Origin of the sequence: Escherichia sp. MOD1-EC6098 (assembly GCF_002965865.1) — a bacterium.
In the GTDB taxonomy this organism is placed as follows: Bacteria; Pseudomonadota; Gammaproteobacteria; order Enterobacterales; family Enterobacteriaceae; genus Escherichia; species Escherichia marmotae.
Genome location: NZ_PTSN01000004.1, coordinates 61,042 through 82,129 on the forward strand (window position 1 = coordinate 61,042; position 21,088 = coordinate 82,129).

The 21,088-nt window shown below is 51.5% G+C and carries 24 protein-coding genes; 11 read left to right on the plus strand and 13 right to left on the minus strand.

What is annotated here, in order from left to right; genetic code table 11:
- The first annotated feature begins 86 nt into the window (after window positions 1-86).
- From poxB to C0K55_RS06220, 4 genes are all read left to right on the plus strand, one after another.
- On the plus strand, window positions 87-1,805 hold the full coding sequence (gene poxB / locus C0K55_RS06205; protein WP_105266426.1) for a ubiquinone-dependent pyruvate dehydrogenase: 1,719 nt from the start codon (window positions 87-89) through the stop codon (window positions 1,803-1,805).
- Between the two features lie 36 nt (window positions 1,806-1,841).
- On the plus strand, window positions 1,842-2,843 hold the full coding sequence (gene ltaE, locus C0K55_RS06210) for a low-specificity L-threonine aldolase (protein ID WP_105266427.1): 1,002 nt from the start codon (window positions 1,842-1,844) through the stop codon (window positions 2,841-2,843).
- A gap of 10 nt (window positions 2,844-2,853) precedes the next feature.
- Window positions 2,854-4,284 (plus strand): SDR family oxidoreductase, encoded by a 1,431-nt coding sequence (locus C0K55_RS06215; protein ID WP_001516081.1) that lies wholly within the window; start codon window positions 2,854-2,856, stop codon window positions 4,282-4,284.
- Between the two features lie 100 nt (window positions 4,285-4,384).
- Window positions 4,385-5,398 (plus strand): NAD-dependent epimerase/dehydratase family protein, encoded by a 1,014-nt coding sequence (locus C0K55_RS06220; RefSeq protein WP_000866894.1) that lies wholly within the window; start codon window positions 4,385-4,387, stop codon window positions 5,396-5,398.
- On the opposite strand, the gene amiD is transcribed toward C0K55_RS06220, so the two are convergent.
- Both amiD and C0K55_RS06230 read right to left on the minus strand, forming a co-directional pair.
- Window positions 5,395-6,225 carry an N-acetylmuramoyl-L-alanine amidase AmiD gene (gene amiD, locus C0K55_RS06225; protein ID WP_001516080.1) on the minus strand — a complete coding sequence of 277 codons (831 nt, stop codon included), beginning with the start codon at window positions 6,223-6,225 and terminating at the stop codon, window positions 5,395-5,397. The genes C0K55_RS06220 and amiD overlap by 4 nt on opposite strands.
- Window positions 6,222-6,545, minus strand: a complete 324-nt coding sequence (locus tag C0K55_RS06230) for a heavy metal-binding domain-containing protein (RefSeq protein ID WP_001160731.1) — start codon at window positions 6,543-6,545, stop codon at window positions 6,222-6,224. Before C0K55_RS06230 ends, amiD begins: the two co-directional genes overlap by 4 nt.
- A gap of 125 nt (window positions 6,546-6,670) precedes the next feature.
- Between C0K55_RS06230 and C0K55_RS06235 the strand changes: the two genes are divergently transcribed.
- The 6 genes from C0K55_RS06235 (at window position 6,671) to artJ (ending at window position 11,307) form a co-directional block, all read left to right on the plus strand.
- Window positions 6,671-7,186: a lipoprotein gene (locus C0K55_RS06235; RefSeq protein ID WP_001516079.1), complete on the plus strand. Its 516-nt coding sequence runs from the start codon at window positions 6,671-6,673 to the stop codon at window positions 7,184-7,186.
- 217 nt (window positions 7,187-7,403) lie between these two features.
- Window positions 7,404-8,132, plus strand: coding sequence for an arginine ABC transporter ATP-binding protein ArtP (gene artP / locus C0K55_RS06240; protein WP_000027205.1), 729 nt, complete (start codon window positions 7,404-7,406; stop codon window positions 8,130-8,132).
- Window positions 8,133-8,149: 17 nt separating this feature from the next.
- A complete protein-coding gene (gene artI / locus C0K55_RS06245) occupies window positions 8,150-8,881 on the plus strand; it encodes an arginine ABC transporter substrate-binding protein ArtI (protein ID WP_000756581.1) in 732 nt (243 codons plus the stop codon).
- A gap of 6 nt (window positions 8,882-8,887) precedes the next feature.
- The gene (gene artQ / locus C0K55_RS06250) at window positions 8,888-9,604 is read left to right on the plus strand and encodes an arginine ABC transporter permease ArtQ (protein WP_001001690.1); all 717 of its coding nucleotides are present in this window, start codon (window positions 8,888-8,890) and stop codon (window positions 9,602-9,604) included.
- On the plus strand, window positions 9,604-10,272 hold the full coding sequence (artM, locus tag C0K55_RS06255) for an arginine ABC transporter permease ArtM (RefSeq protein ID WP_000895404.1): 669 nt from the start codon (window positions 9,604-9,606) through the stop codon (window positions 10,270-10,272). Before artQ ends, artM begins: the two co-directional genes overlap by 1 nt.
- Window positions 10,273-10,575: 303 nt before the next feature.
- Complete coding sequence (gene artJ / locus C0K55_RS06260) at window positions 10,576-11,307, plus strand: arginine ABC transporter substrate-binding protein ArtJ (RefSeq protein ID WP_001516078.1); 732 nt, start codon at window positions 10,576-10,578, stop codon at window positions 11,305-11,307.
- 174 nt (window positions 11,308-11,481) lie between these two features.
- Here artJ and rlmC read toward each other — a convergent pair whose 3' ends face one another.
- The 10 genes from rlmC to C0K55_RS06315 all read right to left on the minus strand — a co-directional run bounded on the left by rlmC (window position 11,482) and on the right by C0K55_RS06315 (window position 20,205).
- Window positions 11,482-12,609, minus strand: a complete 1,128-nt coding sequence (gene rlmC / locus C0K55_RS06265) for a 23S rRNA (uracil(747)-C(5))-methyltransferase RlmC (protein ID WP_001149757.1) — start codon at window positions 12,607-12,609, stop codon at window positions 11,482-11,484.
- 40 nt (window positions 12,610-12,649) lie between these two features.
- Entirely contained in the window at window positions 12,650-13,138 is a 489-nt protein-coding gene (locus C0K55_RS06270) for a YbjO family protein (protein WP_000389253.1), read from the minus strand.
- 59 nt (window positions 13,139-13,197) lie between these two features.
- The gene (potI, locus tag C0K55_RS06275) at window positions 13,198-14,043 is read right to left on the minus strand and encodes a putrescine ABC transporter permease PotI (RefSeq protein WP_001516076.1); all 846 of its coding nucleotides are present in this window, start codon (window positions 14,041-14,043) and stop codon (window positions 13,198-13,200) included.
- Window positions 14,040-14,984 (minus strand): putrescine ABC transporter permease PotH, encoded by a 945-nt coding sequence (gene potH, locus C0K55_RS06280; protein WP_001516075.1) that lies wholly within the window; start codon window positions 14,982-14,984, stop codon window positions 14,040-14,042. Before potH ends, potI begins: the two co-directional genes overlap by 4 nt.
- Window positions 14,985-14,993: 9 nt before the next feature.
- Window positions 14,994-16,127 carry a putrescine ABC transporter ATP-binding subunit PotG gene (gene potG / locus C0K55_RS06285; RefSeq protein WP_000995979.1) on the minus strand — a complete coding sequence of 378 codons (1,134 nt, stop codon included), beginning with the start codon at window positions 16,125-16,127 and terminating at the stop codon, window positions 14,994-14,996.
- Between the two features lie 94 nt (window positions 16,128-16,221).
- Window positions 16,222-17,334: a spermidine/putrescine ABC transporter substrate-binding protein PotF gene (potF, locus tag C0K55_RS06290; protein ID WP_000147250.1), complete on the minus strand. Its 1,113-nt coding sequence runs from the start codon at window positions 17,332-17,334 to the stop codon at window positions 16,222-16,224.
- Window positions 17,335-17,684: 350 nt separating this feature from the next.
- Window positions 17,685-18,161 carry a YbjN domain-containing protein gene (locus C0K55_RS06300; protein WP_001516074.1) on the minus strand — a complete coding sequence of 159 codons (477 nt, stop codon included), beginning with the start codon at window positions 18,159-18,161 and terminating at the stop codon, window positions 17,685-17,687.
- 87 nt (window positions 18,162-18,248) lie between these two features.
- Window positions 18,249-19,151 carry a 30S ribosomal protein S6--L-glutamate ligase gene (rimK, locus tag C0K55_RS06305; RefSeq protein WP_000684354.1) on the minus strand — a complete coding sequence of 301 codons (903 nt, stop codon included), beginning with the start codon at window positions 19,149-19,151 and terminating at the stop codon, window positions 18,249-18,251.
- A 60-nt stretch (window positions 19,152-19,211) separates the two neighbouring features.
- Window positions 19,212-19,934, minus strand: coding sequence for a nitroreductase NfsA (gene nfsA / locus C0K55_RS06310; protein ID WP_000189116.1), 723 nt, complete (start codon window positions 19,932-19,934; stop codon window positions 19,212-19,214).
- Window positions 19,918-20,205, minus strand: coding sequence for a YbjC family protein (locus tag C0K55_RS06315; protein WP_001259126.1), 288 nt, complete (start codon window positions 20,203-20,205; stop codon window positions 19,918-19,920). The genes nfsA and C0K55_RS06315 overlap by 17 nt, the downstream gene beginning before the upstream one ends.
- A gap of 159 nt (window positions 20,206-20,364) precedes the next feature.
- Here C0K55_RS06315 and grxA point away from each other — a divergent pair, with 159 nt between their 5' ends.
- Window positions 20,365-20,622: a glutaredoxin 1 gene (gene grxA / locus C0K55_RS06320; protein ID WP_001195226.1), complete on the plus strand. Its 258-nt coding sequence runs from the start codon at window positions 20,365-20,367 to the stop codon at window positions 20,620-20,622.
- 32 nt (window positions 20,623-20,654) lie between these two features.
- Here grxA and C0K55_RS06325 read toward each other — a convergent pair whose 3' ends face one another.
- The gene (locus C0K55_RS06325; protein ID WP_000681115.1) at window positions 20,655-21,032 is read right to left on the minus strand and encodes an inner membrane protein YbjM; all 378 of its coding nucleotides are present in this window, start codon (window positions 21,030-21,032) and stop codon (window positions 20,655-20,657) included.
- Window positions 21,033-21,088 lie beyond the last annotated feature (56 nt).

The window sequence follows — 21,088 nt, forward strand, 5'->3', positions numbered from 1 at the left end:
TAGTGTCTCCTTTTTCTCCCATCCCTTCCCTCTCCGTCAGATGAACTAAACTTGTAACCGTTATCACATTCAGGAGACGGAAAACCATGAAACAAACGGTTGCAACTTATATCGCTAAAACGCTCGAATCGGCTGGGGTGAAACGTATCTGGGGAGTGACGGGCGACTCGCTTAACGGCCTCAGCGACAGCCTTAATCGTATGGGCACTATCGAGTGGATGTCCACCCGCCATGAAGAAGTCGCGGCCTTTGCCGCTGGCGCTGAAGCCCAGCTTTCAGGAGAACTGGCGGTCTGCGCCGGATCGTGTGGGCCAGGCAACCTGCACTTAATCAACGGCCTGTTCGACTGTCATCGTAATCACGTTCCGGTACTGGCGATTGCCGCCCATATTCCTTCCAGCGAAATTGGTAGCGGTTATTTTCAGGAGACCCACCCGCAAGAGTTATTCCGCGAATGTAGTCACTATTGCGAGCTGGTTTCCAGCCCGGAGCAGATCCCGCAAGTACTGGCGATCGCCATGCGCAAAGCGGTGCTTAACCGTGGCGTTTCGGTGGTCGTTTTACCGGGCGATGTGGCGTTAAAACCTGCGCCAGAAGGGGCAACCACCCACTGGTATCACGCGCCACTGCCAATAGTGACGCTGGAAGAAGAAGAGTTACGCAAGCTGGCGCAACTACTGCGTTACTCCAGAAATATTGCACTGATGTGCGGCAGCGGCTGCGCGGGCGCGCATAAAGAGTTAGTAGAGTTTGCCGGGAAAATTAAAGCGCCAATCATCCATGCTCTGCGTGGTAAAGAACATGTCGAATACGATAATCCGTATGATGTCGGAATGACCGGCTTAATCGGTTTCTCATCGGGCTTTCATACCATGATGAATGCCGACACTTTAGTGCTGCTCGGCACCCAATTCCCCTACCGCGCGTTCTACCCGACCGATGCCAAAATTATTCAGATCGATGTCAATCCTGCCAGCATTGGCGCACACAGCAAGGTGGATATGGCGCTGGTGGGCGATATCAAATCAACCCTGCGAGCACTTCTGCCATTGCTGGAAGAAAAAACCGATCGCAAGTTCCTGGATAAAGCGCTGGAAGATTACCGCGATGCCCGTAAAGGGCTGGACGATTTAGCCAAACCGAGCGAGAAAGCGATTCACCCGCAATATCTGGCTCAGCAAATTAGCCATTTTGCTGCCGATGATGCCATCTTTACCTGTGACGTCGGCACACCAACGGTATGGGCTGCGCGTTATCTGAAAATGAACGGTAAGCGTCGCTTGTTAGGTTCGTTTAACCACGGTTCGATGGCTAACGCCATGCCACAGGCGCTGGGCGCGCAGGCAACCGAGCCAGAACGTCAGGTAGTCGCCATGTGCGGTGATGGCGGTTTTAGTATGTTAATGGGCGATTTCCTCTCGGTGGTACAGATGAAACTACCGGTGAAAATCATCGTCTTTAACAACAGCGTGCTGGGCTTTGTGGCGATGGAGATGAAAGCTGGTGGTTACCTGACAGATGGCACTGAACTGCACGACACCAACTTTGCCCGCATTGCCGAAGCGTGCGGTATTACGGGCATCCGCGTAGAGAAAGCCGCTGAAATCGACGAAGCCCTGCAACGCGCCTTCTCCATCGACGGTCCTGTACTGGTGGATGTGGTCGTCGCGAAAGAAGAGTTAGCTATCCCACCGCAGATTAAACTCGAACAGGCCAAAGGTTTTAGCCTGTATATGTTGCGGGCGATCATTAGCGGACGCGGTGATGAAGTGATCGAACTGGCGAAAACAAACTGGCTAAGGTAAAAAGGGTGGCATTTCCCGTCATAATAAGGACATGCCATGATTGATTTACGCAGTGATACCGTTACCCGACCGAGCCGCACCATGCTAGAAGCGATGATGGCCGCCCCGGTTGGGGACGACGTTTATGGAGACGACCCTACCGTTAATGCTCTGCAGGACTACGCGGCAGAGCTTTCCGGTAAAGAAGCCGCCATTTTTCTGCCTACCGGCACCCAGGCCAACCTGGTCGCTCTGCTCAGTCACTGCGAACGCGGCGAAGAGTATATTGTCGGTCAGGCAGCACATAACTATTTGTTTGAAGCCGGTGGTGCTGCGGTGCTGGGCAGCATTCAGCCGCAACCCATCGATGCGGCTACCGACGGCACGCTGCCATTGGATAAAGTGGCGATGAAAATCAAACCTGACGATATCCACTTCGCCCGCACAAAATTGCTTAGTCTGGAAAACACCCACAACGGCAAAGTACTACCGCGTGAATACCTGAAACAGGCATGGGAATTTACCCGCGAGCGCAATCTGGCGCTGCACGTTGACGGCGCTCGCATCTTTAACGCCGTGGTGGCTTATGGCTGCGAACTGAAAGCGATCACGCAATATTGTGATTCGTTCACCATATGTCTGTCGAAAGGTCTTGGTACGCCGGTAGGTTCGCTACTGGTAGGCAATCGTGATTACATTAAACGAGCCATCCGCTGGCGGAAAATGACCGGTGGCGGGATGCGTCAGTCCGGGATCCTGGCGGCCGCCGGGATGTATGCGCTGAAAAATAACGTCGCGCGTTTACAGGAAGACCACGACAATGCCGCCTGGATGGCAGAGCAACTGCGTGAAGCGGGCGCTGATGTGATGCGCCAGGACACCAATATGCTGTTTGTTCACGTCGGGGAAGAAAATGCTGCTGCGTTGGGTGAATACATGAAAGCGAGAAACGTGCTGATTAACGCCTCACCGATTGTTCGCCTGGTAACACATCTCGACGTCTCGCGTGAACAACTGGCTGAAGTCGCCGCCCACTGGCGCGCTTTCCTGACGCGTTAAGGAGCGAGACGTGCCGCAACGCATTTTAGTTCTCGGTGCCAGTGGCTACATTGGTCAGCATCTGGTGCGCACACTCAACCAGCAAGGGCATCAGATCCTGGCGGCGGCACGTCATGTCGACAGGCTTACAAAGCTACAACTGGCTAATGTCAGTTGCCATAAAGTCGATCTTAGCTGGCCGGACAACCTTACAGCCTTGTTAAAAGATGTTGATACCGTCTATTTTCTGGTGCACAGCATGGGCGAAGGCGGTGATTTTATCGCTCAGGAACGCCAGGTTGCTCTCAACGTCCGTGATGCGCTGCGTGAAGTGCCGGTTAAGCAAGTCATCTTTCTTAGTTCATTGCAGGCTCCGCCCCATGAGCAATCGGATCATCTGCGCGCCCGTCAGGCCACGGCGGATATTTTGCGTGAAGCCGATGTGCCTGTTACTGAATTGCGTGCCGGAATTATCGTCGGAGCCGGGTCAGCGGCGTTCGAAGTCATGCGCGATATGGTTTACAACCTGCCAGTGCTAACACCACCGCGCTGGGTTCGTTCACGTACCACACCCATCGCGCTGGAAAACCTGCTGCACTATCTGGTGGCGCTGTTAGACCATCCGGCCTGCGAACATCGGGTATTCGAAGCCGCCGGACCACAGGTGCTCAGCTATCAACAGCAGTTTGAACATTTTATGAGCGTGAGCGGCAAACACCGCGGGTTAATCCCCATCCCTTTCCCCACCCGCTGGATTTCGGTGTGGTTTCTCAATGTGATTACCTCCGTACCGTCCACCACCGCAAGTGCGTTGATTCAGGGACTGAAACACGATCTGCTGGCGGATGACACCACCTTACGCGCGCTCATTCCACAACCGCTGATCGCTTTTGATGACGCTGTGCGTCGCACGTTGAGAGAGGAAGAAAAGCTCGCCAACTCCAGCGACTGGGGATATGACACTCAGGCCTTTGCCCGCTGGCGACCAGAATACGGTTATTTCGCCAAACAGGCGGGTTATACCGTTAAAACCTCCGCCAGCCTTCAGGCTTTATGGCGGGTAGTGAATCAAATCGGCGGTAAAGAACGTTACTTCTTTGGCAATATTTTGTGGCAGACCCGGGCGTTGATGGACCGCGCAATAGGTCACAAACTGGCGAAAGGTCGCCCCGAGCGAGAATATTTGCAAACCGGCGATGCGGTGGATAGCTGGAAAGTGATTGTCGTCGAGCCTGAAAAACAGCTTACCTTATTGTTTGGTATGAAAGCGCCAGGACTTGGGCGACTTTGTTTTACTCTCGAAGATAAAGGCGACTATCGCACTATTGATGTCCGCGCTTTCTGGCACCCGCACGGGATGCCAGGGCTGTTTTACTGGCTGTTCATGATCCCCGCACATCTGTTTATTTTTCGCGGGATGGCAAAACGAATCGCCAGACTGGCAGAACAAAGCACAGATTAATCGAAAAAAACCTGCGTTATTCTTTCATGTTTCCCATTGCATCAAGGATGAAATCACGGAAGAATGCGCACGTCGTTTTTATCAACAACAGTGGAATGATATGAAGGTACTGGTTACCGGCGCCACCAGCGGCTTAGGTCGAAACGCGGTTGAATTTTTATGCCGAAAAGGCATCAGCGTAAGAGCGACCGGTCGCAATGAAGCGATGGGTAAATTGCTGGAGAAAATAGGCGCAGAGTTTGTCCAGGCGGATCTGACTGAACTGGTCTCATCGCAGGCAAAAGTAATGCTCGCAGGCATTGATACGCTGTGGCACTGTTCCAGCTTTACCTCGCCGTGGGGAACGCAGCAGGCTTTCGATCTGGCAAACGTTCGCGCCACTCGCCGCCTGGGCGAATGGGCCGTCGCCTGGGGCGTACGTAATTTTATTCATATCTCTTCACCGTCACTGTACTTCGACTACCACCACCACCGCGACATCAAAGAAGATTTTCGTCCGCACCGCTTCGCCAACGAATTTGCCCGCAGCAAAGCCGCCAGTGAAGAGGTCATCAATATGCTTTCGCAGACAAATCCACAAACGCGCTTTACCATTCTGCGCCCACAAAGCCTGTTTGGGCCGCACGATAAAGTCTTTATTCCCCGTCTGGCGCATATGATGCACCACTACGGCAGCATCCTGTTACCCCACGGCGGCAGCGCACTGGTCGATATGACTTACTATGAAAATGCGGTGCACGCTATGTGGCTGGCGAGCCAGGAAGCGTGCGATAAACTGCCTTCTGGTCGTGCGTATAACATTACCAACGGCGAACATCGCACTCTGCGCAGTATCGTGCAGAAATTGATCGACGAACTGAATATTGATTGCCGTATCCGTTCGGTGCCTTACCCGATGCTGGATATGATTGCCCGCAGTATGGAGCGTTTAGGACGCAAGTCAGCAAAAGAGCCGCCGCTAACCCATTACGGCGTCTCCAAGTTGAATTTTGACTTTACGCTGGATATTACGCGAGCACAGGAGGAGCTGGGGTATCAGCCGGTCATCTCGCTGGATGAAGGTATCGAGCAAACTGCTGCCTGGCTGCGCGACCACGGAAAACTGCCGCGCTAGTCCTGGCCGTATTTCTCCAGTAGGGCTTCGGCAATCGCCTGAGTTTCTGCATCCGCTTCGCCGTTATATAACGTCGGGCGGAAGTGCATCTGAAACGCCATAATGACTCGCTGCTGCTCGCGCGGCGTCATTTCAGGTTTTACGTCATAGCCGTAGCGCGCCAAAAGCTCCAGTAACGATGCTGTTTCTACCGGCGTGTGTGGTGCGCGTCCGGCCAGATAAAAGCTAACGCGCGATGCATCCGGCCAGGCACCAATCCCCTGCTGCGCCAGTTGCTGCCACGGAAATAACGGGCCAGGATCGTCCTTGCGCTGTGGGGCTATATCCGCATGTGCCACCACATTCTCTGGTTTGATGTGATAGCGGGCGATAATCTCTTTCGCCAGTGGAATGAGCGCCTGAATCTGCGCCGGTTCAAACGGCGCAAAATATTTCACCCCCGCCGATTTTTGCCAGCCACGATTTTCCAACTCAATACCAATAGAGGTGTCGTTAATTCGTGTTGCTCCGCGCCAGGCGCTGATCCCCGCATGCCAGGCCAGTTCCTGTTCCGGCACCAGTTGCCAGATACGTGGTTTGCCGTTGTAACGCGGCGGCACGGCAGGCACCAGATAATGCGAGCTGACCTGCTTATCGGTCAGTGTCGCCAGCGAAGAATCGAAGTCATCTGCAGTGTAATGGATCACCAACACTTTGATACGAGGATACGCTGCCTGTGCCTGACGTCGGGTATCGAGCTGGTATCCCTCCTTCTCAACAATTCCTTTTTCTCCTGCGCACCCTGCCAGTAACAGAACCGCAGCAACCAGCCAGAAGATTCTTCTCATCGACGCGTTTTCACCGCTGTTCCGCTGACGCTGACCATCAGCATACTGCCGTTTTGCCCGACCGTTTCATAGTCGATATCAATGCCGACCACTGCGTCAGCACCCAGCGCCCGTGCCTGATCGCCTAACTCTTCAAACGCAATCTCCCGTGCTTTACGCAGTTCTTTTTCGTAAGCCCCGGAGCGTCCGCCGACGATATCGCGGATGCCCGCAAAGAAATCGCGAAAAATATTGGCACCTAAAATCGCTTCGCCCGTCACCACACCGCAATATTCAACGATGGTCTGACCTTCAAGTGTTGGGGTTGTGGAAAATTGCATGACCGATCTCCTTGTTTGCTAAGCCTTCGATCTCAAAAGCATTATCGGACTGATACGCTATTATTGAAAGGATATCATTATTATCGTAGAACGCTTTCAAGGTGTTCGCTTATAAGGAAATCATTATGCGCTACAGCAAATTGACCATGCTTATCCCTTGCGCACTGTTACTCAGTGCTTGTACCACCGTTACGCCAGCCTATAAAGACAATGGCACTCGCACAGGTTCTTGCGTCCAGGGCGGCCCTGACAGCGTGGCTCAGCAATTCTATGACTACCGTATTCAGCATCGCAGTAACGACATTACCGCTCTGCGCCCGTATTTGAGCGATAAACTGGCGGCACTGCTCAGCGATGCCAACCGCGATAACAACCATCGCGAATTGTTAAGCAGCGATCCGTTCTCCAGCCGTACTACCTTGCCTGATAGCGCCCGAGTCGCCAGCGCGTCGACCATCCCGAATCGCGATGCGCGCAATATTCCGCTGCGCGTAGATCTGAAACAAGGCGATCAGAGCTGGCAGGATGAAGTATTGATGATTCAGGAGGGGCAATGTTGGGTTATCGATGATGTGCGCTATTTAGGTGGCAGCGTTCACGCCAAAGCGGGAACATTACGTCAGTCCGTTGAGAACCGTTAATCCCTTGATCAGATTATAACCCCCATAAATTGTCCGGCATTCTGCGAGGAATGCCGACATTTATGCTCGCCGCCCATCACCCTCGTTATTTTGTGCTATGTTTAGTGAATAATGTGCTTTGCTTTTAACTTTTAAAGCAGAAATATTGCATAATTATTCTGTCAAAGGTACTATCTTCGACCTCAATAGCTATCAGACTGCCAGTATACGAGTGTCAATGAGTATTCAATTAAACGGCATTAATTGCTTCTACGGCGCACATCAGGCGCTGTTCGATATCACGCTGGATTGCCCGCAGGGCGAAACGCTGGTGTTACTTGGCCCCAGCGGCGCGGGGAAAAGCTCGCTGCTGCGTGTACTCAATCTGCTTGAGATGCCGCGCTCCGGTACGCTCAACATTGCAGGCAATCATTTCGATTTCACCAAAACACCGTCTGACAAAGCGATTCGCGACCTGCGTCGTAACGTTGGCATGGTGTTTCAGCAATACAATCTGTGGCCGCATCTCACCGTGCAGCAAAACTTGATCGAAGCACCCTGCCGCGTACTCGGCTTGAGTAAAGATCAGGCGCTGGCTCGTGCAGAAAAACTGCTGGAACGTCTGCGTCTCAAACCTTATAGCGATCGTTATCCACTGCACCTTTCTGGTGGCCAGCAACAACGTGTTGCTATCGCCCGAGCGCTGATGATGGAACCGCAGGTGTTGCTGTTTGATGAGCCGACCGCCGCACTGGACCCGGAAATTACAGCGCAAATCGTCAGTATCATTCGTGAACTGGCGGAAACCAACATTACCCAGGTGATCGTCACCCACGAAGTTGAAGTCGCGCGTAAAACCGCCAGCCGTGTGGTGTATATGGAAAACGGTCACATCGTAGAGCAAGGCGACGCGAGCTGTTTTACCGAGCCGCAAACCGAAGCATTTAAAAACTATCTCTCTCACTAAGATTCGGGATAACGACAATGAAAAAAGTTCTGATTGCCGCGTTAATTGCAGGTTTTAGTCTTTCCGCCACAGCCGCTGAAACCATTCGTTTTGCTACCGAAGCATCCTATCCTCCGTTTGAATCGATGGATGCGAATAACCAGATCGTCGGGTTTGACGTTGACCTGGCGCAGGCGTTGTGCAAAGAGATCGATGCGACTTGTACTTTCTCTAACCAGGCGTTTGACAGCCTGATCCCGAGTCTGAAATTCCGTCGTGTGGACGCCGTTATGGCGGGTATGGATATCACTCCTGAGCGTGAAAAACAGGTACTGTTCACCACCCCGTACTATGACAACTCTGCACTGTTTGTTGGTCAGCAAGGCAAATACACCAGCGTTGATCAACTGAAAGGCAAAAAAGTCGGCGTGCAGAACGGGACGACGCACCAGAAATTCATTATGGATAAACATCCGGAAATCACCACTGTTCCATATGACAGCTACCAGAACGCGAAACTGGATCTACAAAATGGCCGTATTGACGGCGTATTCGGTGACACCGCAGTGGTAACCGAATGGCTGAACAATAATCCCAAACTGGCACCAGTTGGCGACAAAGTGACCGATAAAGATTACTTCGGTACTGGCCTCGGTATTGCGGTACGTCAGGGCAACACTGAACTGCAGCAGAAATTCAACGCTGCGCTGGAAAAAGTGAAGAAAGATGGCACTTACGAAACCATCTACAACAAATGGTTCCAGAAGTAATTCCTGATGAATGAATTTTTTCCTTTAGCAAGCGCCGCCGGGATGACCGTCGGCCTTGCCGTTTGTGCATTGATTGTCGGTCTGGCGCTGGCGATGTTCTTCGCGGTGTGGGAGTCAGCAAAATGGCGTCCTGTCGCGTGGGCAGGTTCGGCGCTGGTAACGATTCTGCGCGGCCTGCCAGAAATTCTGGTAGTGCTGTTTATCTATTTTGGTTCTTCGCAGCTACTACTGACACTTTCGGATGGCTTCACCATCAACCTTGGGTTCGTACAGATCCCGGTGCAGATGGACATAGAGAACTTCGACGTTAGCCCGTTCCTCTGCGGGGTGATCGCCCTGTCCCTGCTGTATGCTGCCTATGCCTCGCAAACCCTGCGCGGTGCACTGAAAGCGGTGCCGGTGGGTCAGTGGGAGTCTGGTCAGGCGCTGGGGCTGTCGAAATCGGCTATATTTTTCCGTCTGGTGATGCCGCAGATGTGGCGTCATGCGCTGCCTGGTCTCGGCAACCAGTGGTTGGTACTGCTGAAAGATACCGCGCTGGTCAGTTTGATTAGTGTGAATGATTTAATGCTGCAAACCAAAAGCATAGCCACCCGTACCCAGGAACCATTTACCTGGTACATTGTGGCGGCGGCGATTTACCTGGTGATTACCCTGTTGAGCCAGTACATTCTCAAACGCATTGATCTGCGCGCGACACGTTTTGAGCGGAGACCTGGCTGATGCTTGAGTATTTACCTGAACTGATGAAAGGGCTGCATACCAGCCTGACGCTGACGGTCGCCTCGCTGATTGTGGCGCTGATTCTGGCGTTAATTTTTACCATCGTCCTGACGCTGAAAACACCGGTGCTGGTGTGGCTGGTGCGGGGTTACATCACGCTGTTTACCGGTACGCCGCTGCTGGTGCAGATCTTCCTGATTTACTACGGACCGGGCCAGTTCCCGACGTTGCAGGAGTATCCGGCGCTGTGGCATTTGCTGTCGGAACCGTGGTTGTGTGCACTGATTGCGTTGTCGCTGAATAGTGCCGCGTATACCACGCAACTGTTTTACGGAGCAATTCGTGCGATCCCGGAAGGTCAGTGGCAATCCTGTAGCGCCCTGGGGATGAGTAAAAAAGATACGCTGGCGATCCTGCTGCCGTATGCATTTAAACGCTCGCTCTCTTCTTATTCCAACGAAGTGGTGCTGGTGTTTAAAAGTACCTCGCTGGCTTACACCATTACGCTGATGGAAGTGATGGGATACAGCCAGTTGCTGTACGGACGCACCTACGATGTGATGGTGTTTGGCGCGGCGGGAATTATTTACCTGATCGTTAACGGCCTGCTGACGTTGATGATGCGCCTGATCGAGCGTAAAGCGCTGGCGTTCGAGCGTCGGAATTAATGTGACTGCATTGATAACGTGCTAATGCCGGATGCGGCGTGAACGCCTTATCCGGCCTACATTCGCAGGATAATTTGTAGGTCTGATAAGACGCGCAAGCATCGCATCAGACACCAGCACAGAACCCACATATTGCATAAATCCTTATAATGAAGACGGACAACCCACTAAGTTGTCCGTCTTTTTTTATCTATTCTGAATTATTTAATCATATTTATTGCATATAAATTCACTTAATGGCATTGTTAACCCATGCCGCAGACACGGCCAATAAACATAAGATTGACAGACGGGAGTTCCATCATGAAAAAGTTAGTTCTTGCCGCATTACTTGCTTCCTTTACTTTCGGCGCTTCTGCCGCAGAGAAAATCAATTTTGGCGTATCAGCTACCTATCCCCCCTTTGAATCTATAGGTGCTAATAATGAGATCGTCGGCTTTGATATCGATCTGGCAAAAGCGTTATGCAAACAAATGCAGGCAGAATGTACTTTTACTAATCACGCTTTCGACAGCCTGATCCCGTCACTAAAATTCAGGAAATATGACGCCGTGATTTCCGGGATGGACATTACACCAGAGCGCAGCAAACAGGTGGCCTTTACCACGCCATACTACGAAAACTCTGCCGTCGTGATTGCCAAAAAAGATACCTATAAGACTTTTGCCGATTTGAAAGGTAAACGTATTGGTATGGAAAACGGCACCACCCACCAGAAATATATTCAGGATCAGCATCCGGAAGTGAAAACCGTCTCTTATGACAGCTATCAGAATGCATTTATCGACCTGAAAAATGGCCGTATCGATGGTGTATTTGGTGACACAGCGGTAGTTAATGAATGGCTGAAAACCAATCCACAACTGGGCGTTGCGACTGAGAAAGTGACCGATCCGCAGTACTTCGGCACCGGCCTGGGCATCGCTGTTCGTCCGGATAACAAAGCTCTGCTGGAGAAACTGAATAACGCACTGGCAGCCGTTAAAGCCGACGGTACGTATCAGAAAATCAGTGATCAATGGTTCCCGCAGTAATTGAGACTGATGACAAAAGTAAGATGGCCTGATGCGCTACGTTTATCTGGCCTACATTGACTCTACAATATATTGATTTCGCAAGATTTTGTAGGTTGCATAAGGTGTTCACCCCGCATCCGGCATGAACAAAGCGCATCTGGTCAACAATCTGAAGCCGCAGCCGCGGCTTTTTTATTGCTTCACCAACAGCGTCAGCACTTCATAATGCGCGGTGTGCGGGAACATATCGAAAAGCTGTACCCGCTCAATGCGATAACCAGGCAGTTCGCGAATATCTTTCGCCATCGTTTGAGCGTTACAACTGGAGTAAATAATAAAACGCGGTGCCATCGTTGAGAGATAGTCACACAGTGGCTTTCCAATGCCGCGACGCGGTGGATTAACCAGCACCAGTTCCGGCACTTCGCCTTGCGCGGTGGCAAACTGAGTGGAGTCCAGCGCCTGAAATTGCAAACGCGTTAAGCCCAGCTCAGCAGCAGACTGTTTCGCACAAGCAATCGCTTCTGGTGCAATTTCAATCCCCGTTAACTGCATTTCTGGCGTCGCACAATGCAAACCAAAACCGCCAACACCGCAAAACAGATCCCACATATGGTTTACCGGTAGTTGCTGCACCCAATCGCGCGCGGTGGCATAAAGCTGGCTGGCAACTGCCGGATTGGTCTGGAAGAAACTTTGCGGACGGATCCACAACGGTACGTTATTAAAACGCTCTGCCAGCGCCTGTTGTTCGGTCAGGTAGATCTCCGTCTCCCCTTCCATAATCGCCATATGTACTGGCTGAATATTGACGGTAATGACGTTGAGCTGCGGCAGTTGTGCCTGTAGCCACGGTAGCGCCTTACGCAGTTGCGCCAGCTTGGTTTCCGAGCGCAGCACAAAACGCAGCATCATGCCGCCATCAGTCTGGCTTTCAGTCAGCAGAATGTATTTCAGTTCGCCACGCTTACGCGCCACGTTGTACGGCGTCAGCCCGGCGCGGGCAATAAACGGTTTTAGCGCCGCAAAAACGGGCGCAAATGAGGCAGGATAAAGCGGACAGTCGCAAAGATCTTCCGGCGTGCCGTCGCGGTGTAGCATTCCGAGCAGTGGCTTTTCAACGCTGCCACTCACCACCATTTTGGCTTTATTACGAAACCCTTGTTCGGGGCCAGACACCGGCGCGCACCACTCCGCAACCGGAAAATCGGTCAGCAGATTTTTAAGATCGGCGGTTTTAGCGGAGAGTTGCTCTGGAATCGGCTGCGTTATCCACTGACAGGAACGACAGCGACCCGCGTCGTAAAGTGCGCACTGCATACATTGACCTTCACATCATCAGGGGCGACGATTATACACATTATTGCAACTGGAAGAACCGCCGACTGGTAGCGGGAACGAATAGCAACAACAGGATGAGCATATCCGGCAGCTTCTGCAGCATCAGGCTATGGAGGATTTCGCGTTTTGATTCACCGGGAATGCTGAACAGCTCAGGATAACCATAACCGAGTGAAGCCGCCCACAGATAACTGGCAGCCGTAATTTGTGTCAGCAGATACAGCCAGCGCGCCCAGCTACAGCCTTTCACCAGCGAAAACGCACACCAGATTTCAATAAAAACCAGCGCCAGGCTGCTTAAAAAGACCAGCGTTAAACTCCAGGTTTGTACGCTACGATGAATGAATTCGCCAATACCGTGAACGCCCAGCGTATTGAAAATCATCAGCACGTCGAGACCACGGATCATAATAATGGCGAGCGCCGCCACCTGCACCAGCGCAGGCACATTCAGGCGAGCATGTGATGAAGATGTTTTCTTAAAAAATCCCAACGTTTCGTCTTCCATGAAAACAATGCCGCGACATGCGCGGCATTATGTAGCCAGGTTGGCAAATTTTAGTGTCTTCAGCCACGTCTTGCACGCTGGATATCGCGTATCCGCTGCTTTTCTGCACGCGCCATTAAATACCAGGCGATAAATCCGATAATTCCTACCGCCCCGAGGATCAACGTCGCCAGGGCGTTAATCTCCGGATTCACCCCCATCCGCACGCTGGAAAAAACCAACATCGGCAATGTGGTGGCACCGGGTCCGGAAACAAAACTGGCAATCACCAGGTCATCGAGCGACAGAGTAAAAGCAAGCAACCAACCAGAAATGATTGCCGGCATGATCATCGGCAGCGTAATCACGAAAAATACTTTCAGCGGCATCGCACCGAGATCCATCGCCGCTTCTTCTATCGAGCGATCCAGTTCCCGCAAACGTGAAGAAATAACGACCGCCACATACGCCGTACAGAAAGTTACGTGCGCCAGCCAGATAGTCAACATGCCGCGATCGGCTGGCCAGCCAATGGCATGAGCAAGGGCAACGAACAATAACAACAACGACAGACCAGTTATCACATCCGGCATGACAAGCGGCGCGGTGATCATAAAGGCAAAGCCATTTGAGCCACGAAACCGTCCAAACCGTACCAGCACGACCGCCGCAATAGTCCCGAGGATCGCCGCCGCGGTCGCCGCACAGGCGGCAATAGTCAGACTTAACCCGACCGCACTCATCATCGCATCGTCACGCAATAATTCGCCGTACCAGCGCGTTGACCAACCGGCCCACACCGTCACCAGTTTCGAACTGTTAAACGAATAGATAACCAGCATCAGCATCGGCGCATAGAGAAAGGTGAAACCCAGCAGCAAAATCACAATCCGCCAGGGAGAACGAACGACCGGTAAATTATTCATCCGTGCTCCCCCACGCTTTTTTGCTGATATTTGTGGAACCACATAATTGGCACAATCAGCAGCAATAACATGATGATCGCCACCGCTGAGGCCACCGGCCAGTCGCGGTTATTGAAGAACTCCTGCCACAGGACGCGTCCGATCATAATACTGTCCGGGCCGCCGAGCAGTTCCGGGATCACAAACTCACCAACCGCCGGAATGAAAACCAACATCGATCCGGCGATAATCCCGCCTTTGGTCAGTGGCACAATGACGGTGAAGAACGTTTTCAGCGGTCGCGCGCCGAGATCCAGTGCCGCCTCTACCAGCGAATAATCGATGCGGGTTAACGCGGTGTAGATCGGCAACACCATAAACGGCACATAGGCGTAAACAATGCCGATATAAACTGCCAGATTGGTATGCAGAATGGTCAGCGGTTGATCGATAACGCCCAGCCACAGCAGGAAATTATTCAATACACCGTTGTTTTTCAGGATCCCCATCCAGGCGTAAACGCGGATCAAAAACGAAGTCCACGACGGCAGGATCACCAGCAGCAATAAGATATTACGGGTTGAAGGCTTACTGTGCGCCACCGCCCACGCCAGCGGGTAGCCGAGCAATAAGCAACAAACGGTCGAAATCGCCGCTACCTGTAACGACTGGAGATAAGCATCGAAATAGAGCGGATCGTCGGTTAGCTGCAGGAAATTACCAAGGTTGAGGGTGATCGACAGTTGCCCATCCGCCCATTCCATCAGTTCGGTGTAAGGGGGAATGGCGCGCGCCATCTCTGCCAGACTTATTTTAAAGACGATAAGAAATGGCAGCAGAAACAGCAAAATCAACCAGATATACGGCAGCGCAATCACCAGTTTACGCCCGTGCTTCATCTGCCACTGCGTAAGCCACAGTTTCAACCCGCCCGGCTGGACAGGAGGTTCAAGTGTACTCATCTTTGCTCCTTAAACCGTCAGCACCACACAACTGTCCACTTCCCAACATAAACGGACTTCATCGCCCCAGGTCGGCAGCCCTTTACGATGACGATGGGCGTTTTGTAACTGAGCGCTGATCATCTGCCCGCTTTTCAGGCGAACATGATAAACAGACAAATCACCGAGATAGGCAATATGTGTCACCTCTCCCACCGCAAAATTGCAGCCATCAGTAGGCGGTTCGTCACAGAGCATGATTTTTTCCGGACGCAGCGCCACATGCACCGGCACGTTATCGACCACTGACGCCTGCGGATCGACTTTCAACGGATGCACCAGCCCCGGCGAATAGAGCAATAGTCCGTCTTCCTGGCGCTCTTTTAGCAGCCCTTCAAAGACGTTAACTGAACCAATAAACTCGGCGCTGTAGCGGGTGGTCGGGTGCTCATAAATTTCTTCCGGCTCGCCAATCTGGACAAATTTACCGCGATTCATAATGGCAATACGCCCCGCCATGGTCATCGCCTCTTCCTGATCGTGGGTGACCATCACACAGGTCACGCCGACACGCTCGAGAATATCCACCACTTCAAGCTGCATCCGGTCACGTAGTTTTTTATCCAGCGCGCCCATCGGTTCATCAAGCAGCAGAAGTTTTGGGCGCTTGGCAAGGCTTCGGGCCAGCGCCACACGCTGGCGTTGACCGCCGGAAAGTTGATGCGGTTTGCGTTTGGCGAACTCCTGCATATGCACCAACCCGAGCATCTCGTTGACCCGGCTGGCAATTTCCGCTTTTGGTAACTTGTCCTGTTTCAGGCCAAAGGCGATGTTCTGTTCCACGGACATATGCGGAAACAGCGCATAGGACTGGAACATCATATTGATGGGGCGCAGATAAGGCGGCACCTGTGACAAATCAACGCCATCAAGCATAATCTGCCCGGCAGAAGGCTGTTCGAAACCTGCCAGCATACGCAGCAGTGTGGACTTACCACAGCCAGATGCGCCCAGCAGTGCAAAGATTTCGCCTTTATAAATGGTCAGACTGACATCATCGACCGCATGTTGACCATCGTAAGATTTGGTCAAATTGCGGATTTCTAATAGTGGTGTCAGCGACTTCCGACTTTTCGCCTGTGGGCGAGGGATAGCGTCATTCACGGCTGCTCTCCGGCATTTAAGGTGTGCAAGCGCACCATGATGGTGCAAATTGCCGGAGGGACTGGCGCGCCCGTCCGGCATCTACGGCTGCGGATTATTTTCCGCTCTTCACTTTAGTCCAGGCGCGGGTGCGCACTCGGTCAATTTTCGGGTCCTGCACTTGCAGTGTGAACATTTTGCCGCGAACGTCTGCCGGAGGATAAATCCCCGGGTTATCACGCACTTCCGCGCTTACCAGCGGCGTCGCTTCTTTGTTGGCGTTGGCATAGAACACATGGTCGGAGATATGCGCTACTACATCCGGGCGTAGCAGGTAATTCAGGAACTGATACGCTTCGTCTTTATTTTTGGCGTCGGCAGGCATGGCGAATACATCAAAGAATGCCATCGCCCCTTCTTTCGGAATCGAGAAAGAGACATTTACGCCATTCTTCGCTTCCTTCGCACGGTTTGACGCCTGCCAGACATCACCCGCCCAGCCGATAGCGACGCAGATATCACCGTTTGCCAGATCGTTTATGTACTGAGAGGAGTGGAAATAGCGAATATTCGGGCGCAGTTTCAACAGTAAGTCGGTAGCCGGTCCGGTGTAATCATCTGCTTTGGTACTGTTCGGATCTTTGCCGAGATAATTCAGCACGGTAGCAAAAACTTCTTCCGGCGCATCGAGGAAAGAGACGCCGCAGCTTTTCAGTTTTTCCAGATTTTCAGGTTTGAGGATCAAGTCCCAGCTATCGACAGGCGCATTTTCACCCAGTACCGCTTTAACTTTATCGACGTTATAGCCAATGCCAGTCGTCGCCCACATATATGGCATGGCAAATTTATTGCCGGGATCGTGTTTTGCCACCAGTTTCAACAGTTCTGGATCGAGATTCTTCCATTCTGGCAATTTGCTTTTATCCAGCGGCTGGAACACACCGGCAGTCAACTGGCGTTCAAGAAAGCTGGCTGATGGAACGACAAGATCAAAGCCGGTGCTCCCCGCCATTAATTTGCCTTCCAGCACTTCGTTGGAATCAAAAACATCGTAGACGACTTTGATACCGGTCTCTTTTTCAAAATTTGCCACCGTATCCGGGGCGATATAATCAGACCAGTTATAAATGTGGAGTGTTTTTTGTTCAGCCGCGAGCGTGCCGACAGAGACAGCCATCAGAGCACCCGCAACCAGACCCGATAGCCATTTTTTATTTAAGCCGGTCATATCTCTTTCCTTCTGAAAGTTCGTTAACAAACGAACAAAAGTTGTCACACTGAAAGATATGCAATAAATGTGCATATTTTTTATCGGCGCGGTGTAAGAAAAGAGGACTCTCTCCCGGCCAGCATTGCTCGCTATATAAAAGCATTGCAAGAATAACTTTAGCCAGGGTTTGAAACTATAGCTGTAATAAAAAAACGGCATTTAACAAATTTTTATGCGTATTTGCTCTATGTGATAAAGCAAATCCGGCACAACGAAAGTGAAACAATCTTTAATGAAAGGTTAAAATCAGCAGAAAATATTACAACGCGCAGCCACTGCGGCAGCGACTGCGTGCTCAAAAGGAATTATCAGTGAAGGAAATAGTTTTCGCTAACGTTGTTTTGCCCTTCATCATCAGTCGGTAACAGCAGTTGATGGGCATTGGCTTCAAGGATAACCATCGAAATCTGCTCTTCGCTCTGACGTACAAACCATGCAAACTGTTCATAGGTTACGCCCTGCATAACGGATAAAGACTGGCAAACCACCAGCTTTGGCAGATTATCATCCTGCATATCAAGAAATGCTTTCACGGTCAGCGAACTGGCATTGATGGCTGATAAATCCGCCGCCAGCGGTAACACGGCTGAAGGTCTGACTTCCGCCATAGCAGAAAACAGGATTGTGTTATCTATCAGATCGATTTTGGCATCAAAGACACCGTCGAAATTCTGCATATGTGGCAGATGCAGAGCCTGACAGTTATCACATTCAAAAAAACTCATCCCCAGGTCATCGAGCCATTGACGCAACGTATCCAGACCAGGAACGACCAGCGATGTCATAATTTTGTACAACCTCTTCCGATAAAAAGACCGGCACAGCTTACGCAAAAAGCGCAGGCAAAACCATGATCAGTCACGTTATTGCGACTAACCACCGGTTTTTAAGCAATATTCCGCCGTAGCATGGCGTTCAATCCAGCGGATCATTTTACCCGCGATGTCTATACCGGTGGTTTTTTCTATCCCTTCCAGACCTGGCGATGCATTTACCTCCATCACCAACGGTCCGCGATTTGCACGCAGAATATCCACACCGGCAACATCCAGCGCCATCGTTCGCGCGGCTTTAATGGCGATTTCGCGCTCCTGCGGCGTGATACTTGCGACGCTTGCCGCGCCACCACGATGCAAATTGGAACGAAAATCGCCTTCTTTCGCCCGCCGTTCAATCGCCGCAACCACTTCATCACCGACGACCAGACAGCGAATATCGCGCCCTTGCGCCTCTTTGATATATTCCTGCACCAGAATATGGGCATTCAGGCCGCGAAATGCATCAATCACGCTTTCTGCCGCCTGACGCGTCTCCGCCAGCACCACACCAATTCCCTGCGTACCTTCAACCAGCTTGACCACCAGCGGCGCACCACCGACCATCTCGATTAAGTCGCTGGTATCGTCCGGCGAATGCGCTATCCCTGTGACAGGCAGGTCAATACCCTGACGTGCCAGCAATTGCATTGAACGCAATTTGTCACGCGCACGGGCAATAGCAACCGATTCATTTAGCGGATAACTGCCCAGCATTTCAAACTGGCGCAGCGCCGCCGTTCCATAAAAGGTAATGGCGGTGCCAATGCGCGGGATCACCGCATCAAAATGGGGAAGCTTGCGACCTTTATAATGAATGGACGACGCCGCAGGATTAATGTTCATGTAACAAGAAAGCGGATCGAGAATTTCAACCAGGTGACCGCGCTGCAACGCCGCTTCACGCAGTCGCTTACACGAATAGAGCGTTCCATCCCGGGACAATATGGCAATTTTCACCCTGCACCTCTCTGTCAGACCTGGTCAAAAGCCCGCGTATAATACATCGGCGTTACGGTTTTAGCGCGTCGCCCAACCTTGTTTATGTAAATAATCGAGAATAAAAGGACGACTTTCTTTGATAATCGTCCGGCGAATATGATCGCTCCAGGTATCACGGCGATTATTGCTACCACGGGTGAGATAATATTCCGCCAGTTGCTCGTCATACTGCGCCAGAATGTCTTTATCCAGCGGTTGGTAGCTGTTTTCATGCACCAAAATAGAGGACGGTAAACGCGGCTTGAGATCCGGGTTATCCGCAGGCCAGCCCAGGCACAAGCCAAACAGCGGCAATACATGCTTCGGCAATTTCAGCAGTTCCGTCACTGCTTCAATGTTATTGCGCAGGCCGCCGATATATACACCGCCCAATCCCAGCGATTCCGCTGCTGTTAAGGCGTTTTGCGCCATCATCGCCGTATCAACGACACCGAGTAACAACTGTTCCGCCAGGCCGAGTTGAGCATCCGGGCAAATCTGTAAATGGCGGTTAAAGTCGGCACAGAACACCCAGAACTCCGCCGCTTGCGCAACGTGTTTTTGCCCACCGGTCAGCGTTACCAGTTCATTACGCAGAGCTTTATCAGTAATGCGAATAATGCTGCTGCACTGCAAAAAACTGGAACTGGAAGTCGCCCGGGCGCTGTTGATAATCGCCTCGCGCTGTTCAGCGGAGATAGGTTCATCAGTGAAATGGCGAATGGAGCGATGACCACAAATGAGTTCAATGGTTGGCGTCATTATCTTTTTCTCTTTCTGAACATGAAGATTCTGGTGGACGATTCATCAGTTGCGGGGCAAGCCGTTTTGCAACCTGAAGAATAACCACCACCGCAGCGGGAAGCATGAGCAAAACACCGAGAAAAATCATCAGAATTTGCGCTTCTGGTGTAGAAAACGGCATCGGAAGCGAAAGGTAGTCACTTACCGACAGCAGCGACACAGCCAGTAACATCATTCCGAGAAATTCCAGTATCAACACACTGTCAGGCAATTTACCGATCGTGCGCATAGGCTTCCCTCTGCAAAGTGAGCGGCCAGTTTAAAACCTTTCATCACATTGTGCTTAACAGTTATAGCTTTAAGCAATCAATGCAACAGGTTAAACCTACTTTCAGCGAATAAGATTTGGCGTGATCATGCACGCATGACAGATAAATGGAGAGAGAAAATGCAAACCGTTATTTTCGGCCGTCCGGGTTGCCCTTACTGCGTTCGTGCAAAAGATCTGGCAGAAAAATTAAGCAACGAGCGCGATGATTTTCACTATCAGTATGTGGATATTCGTGCTGAAGGGATCACTAAAGAAGATTTACAACAGAAGGCCGGGAAGCCCGTTGAAACCGTGCCGCAGATTTTTGTCGATCAGCAACACATCGGTGGCTATACCGATTTTGCAGCCTGGGTAAAAGAGAATCTTGACGCCTGATTTGCCGGATAAGCCCTCTCTGTTTGAGGGCTTTATTGATTTTTTCTGTGTTGTGGCTTGAACAAGCTACTGATAAACAAGAAACACAACGCCCCCAGCGCACACCAGAAGACAGCACTCAATAACCATGCCAGCTCTTGCCAGAATGAGCGTGTTGGTGAAAAAAACAGGCGCATAATTAACATAGAACACGGTGCTGCCAGCATTGCGCCAAACAGGGGTTTAAGGACTTCTCTACGCTGCGAAAAAAAACTGGCGACAGCTCCAGGAAGAATGAAAAACAGTAAGCCGATTTCAGGATGCCCGGCAGCCCGAAAAGCGCCCTTCATATGCGTCGCCAGGAAAAGGCACACCACAATGAAGAGGACAAAACAGCAGACTGCCCCCGCCCAACGTTGTTTATGTTTCACATCTTCCTCCTGACACTGCCTCTATCGAACACATTTTTCGCCAGTGTGGCGCTCAG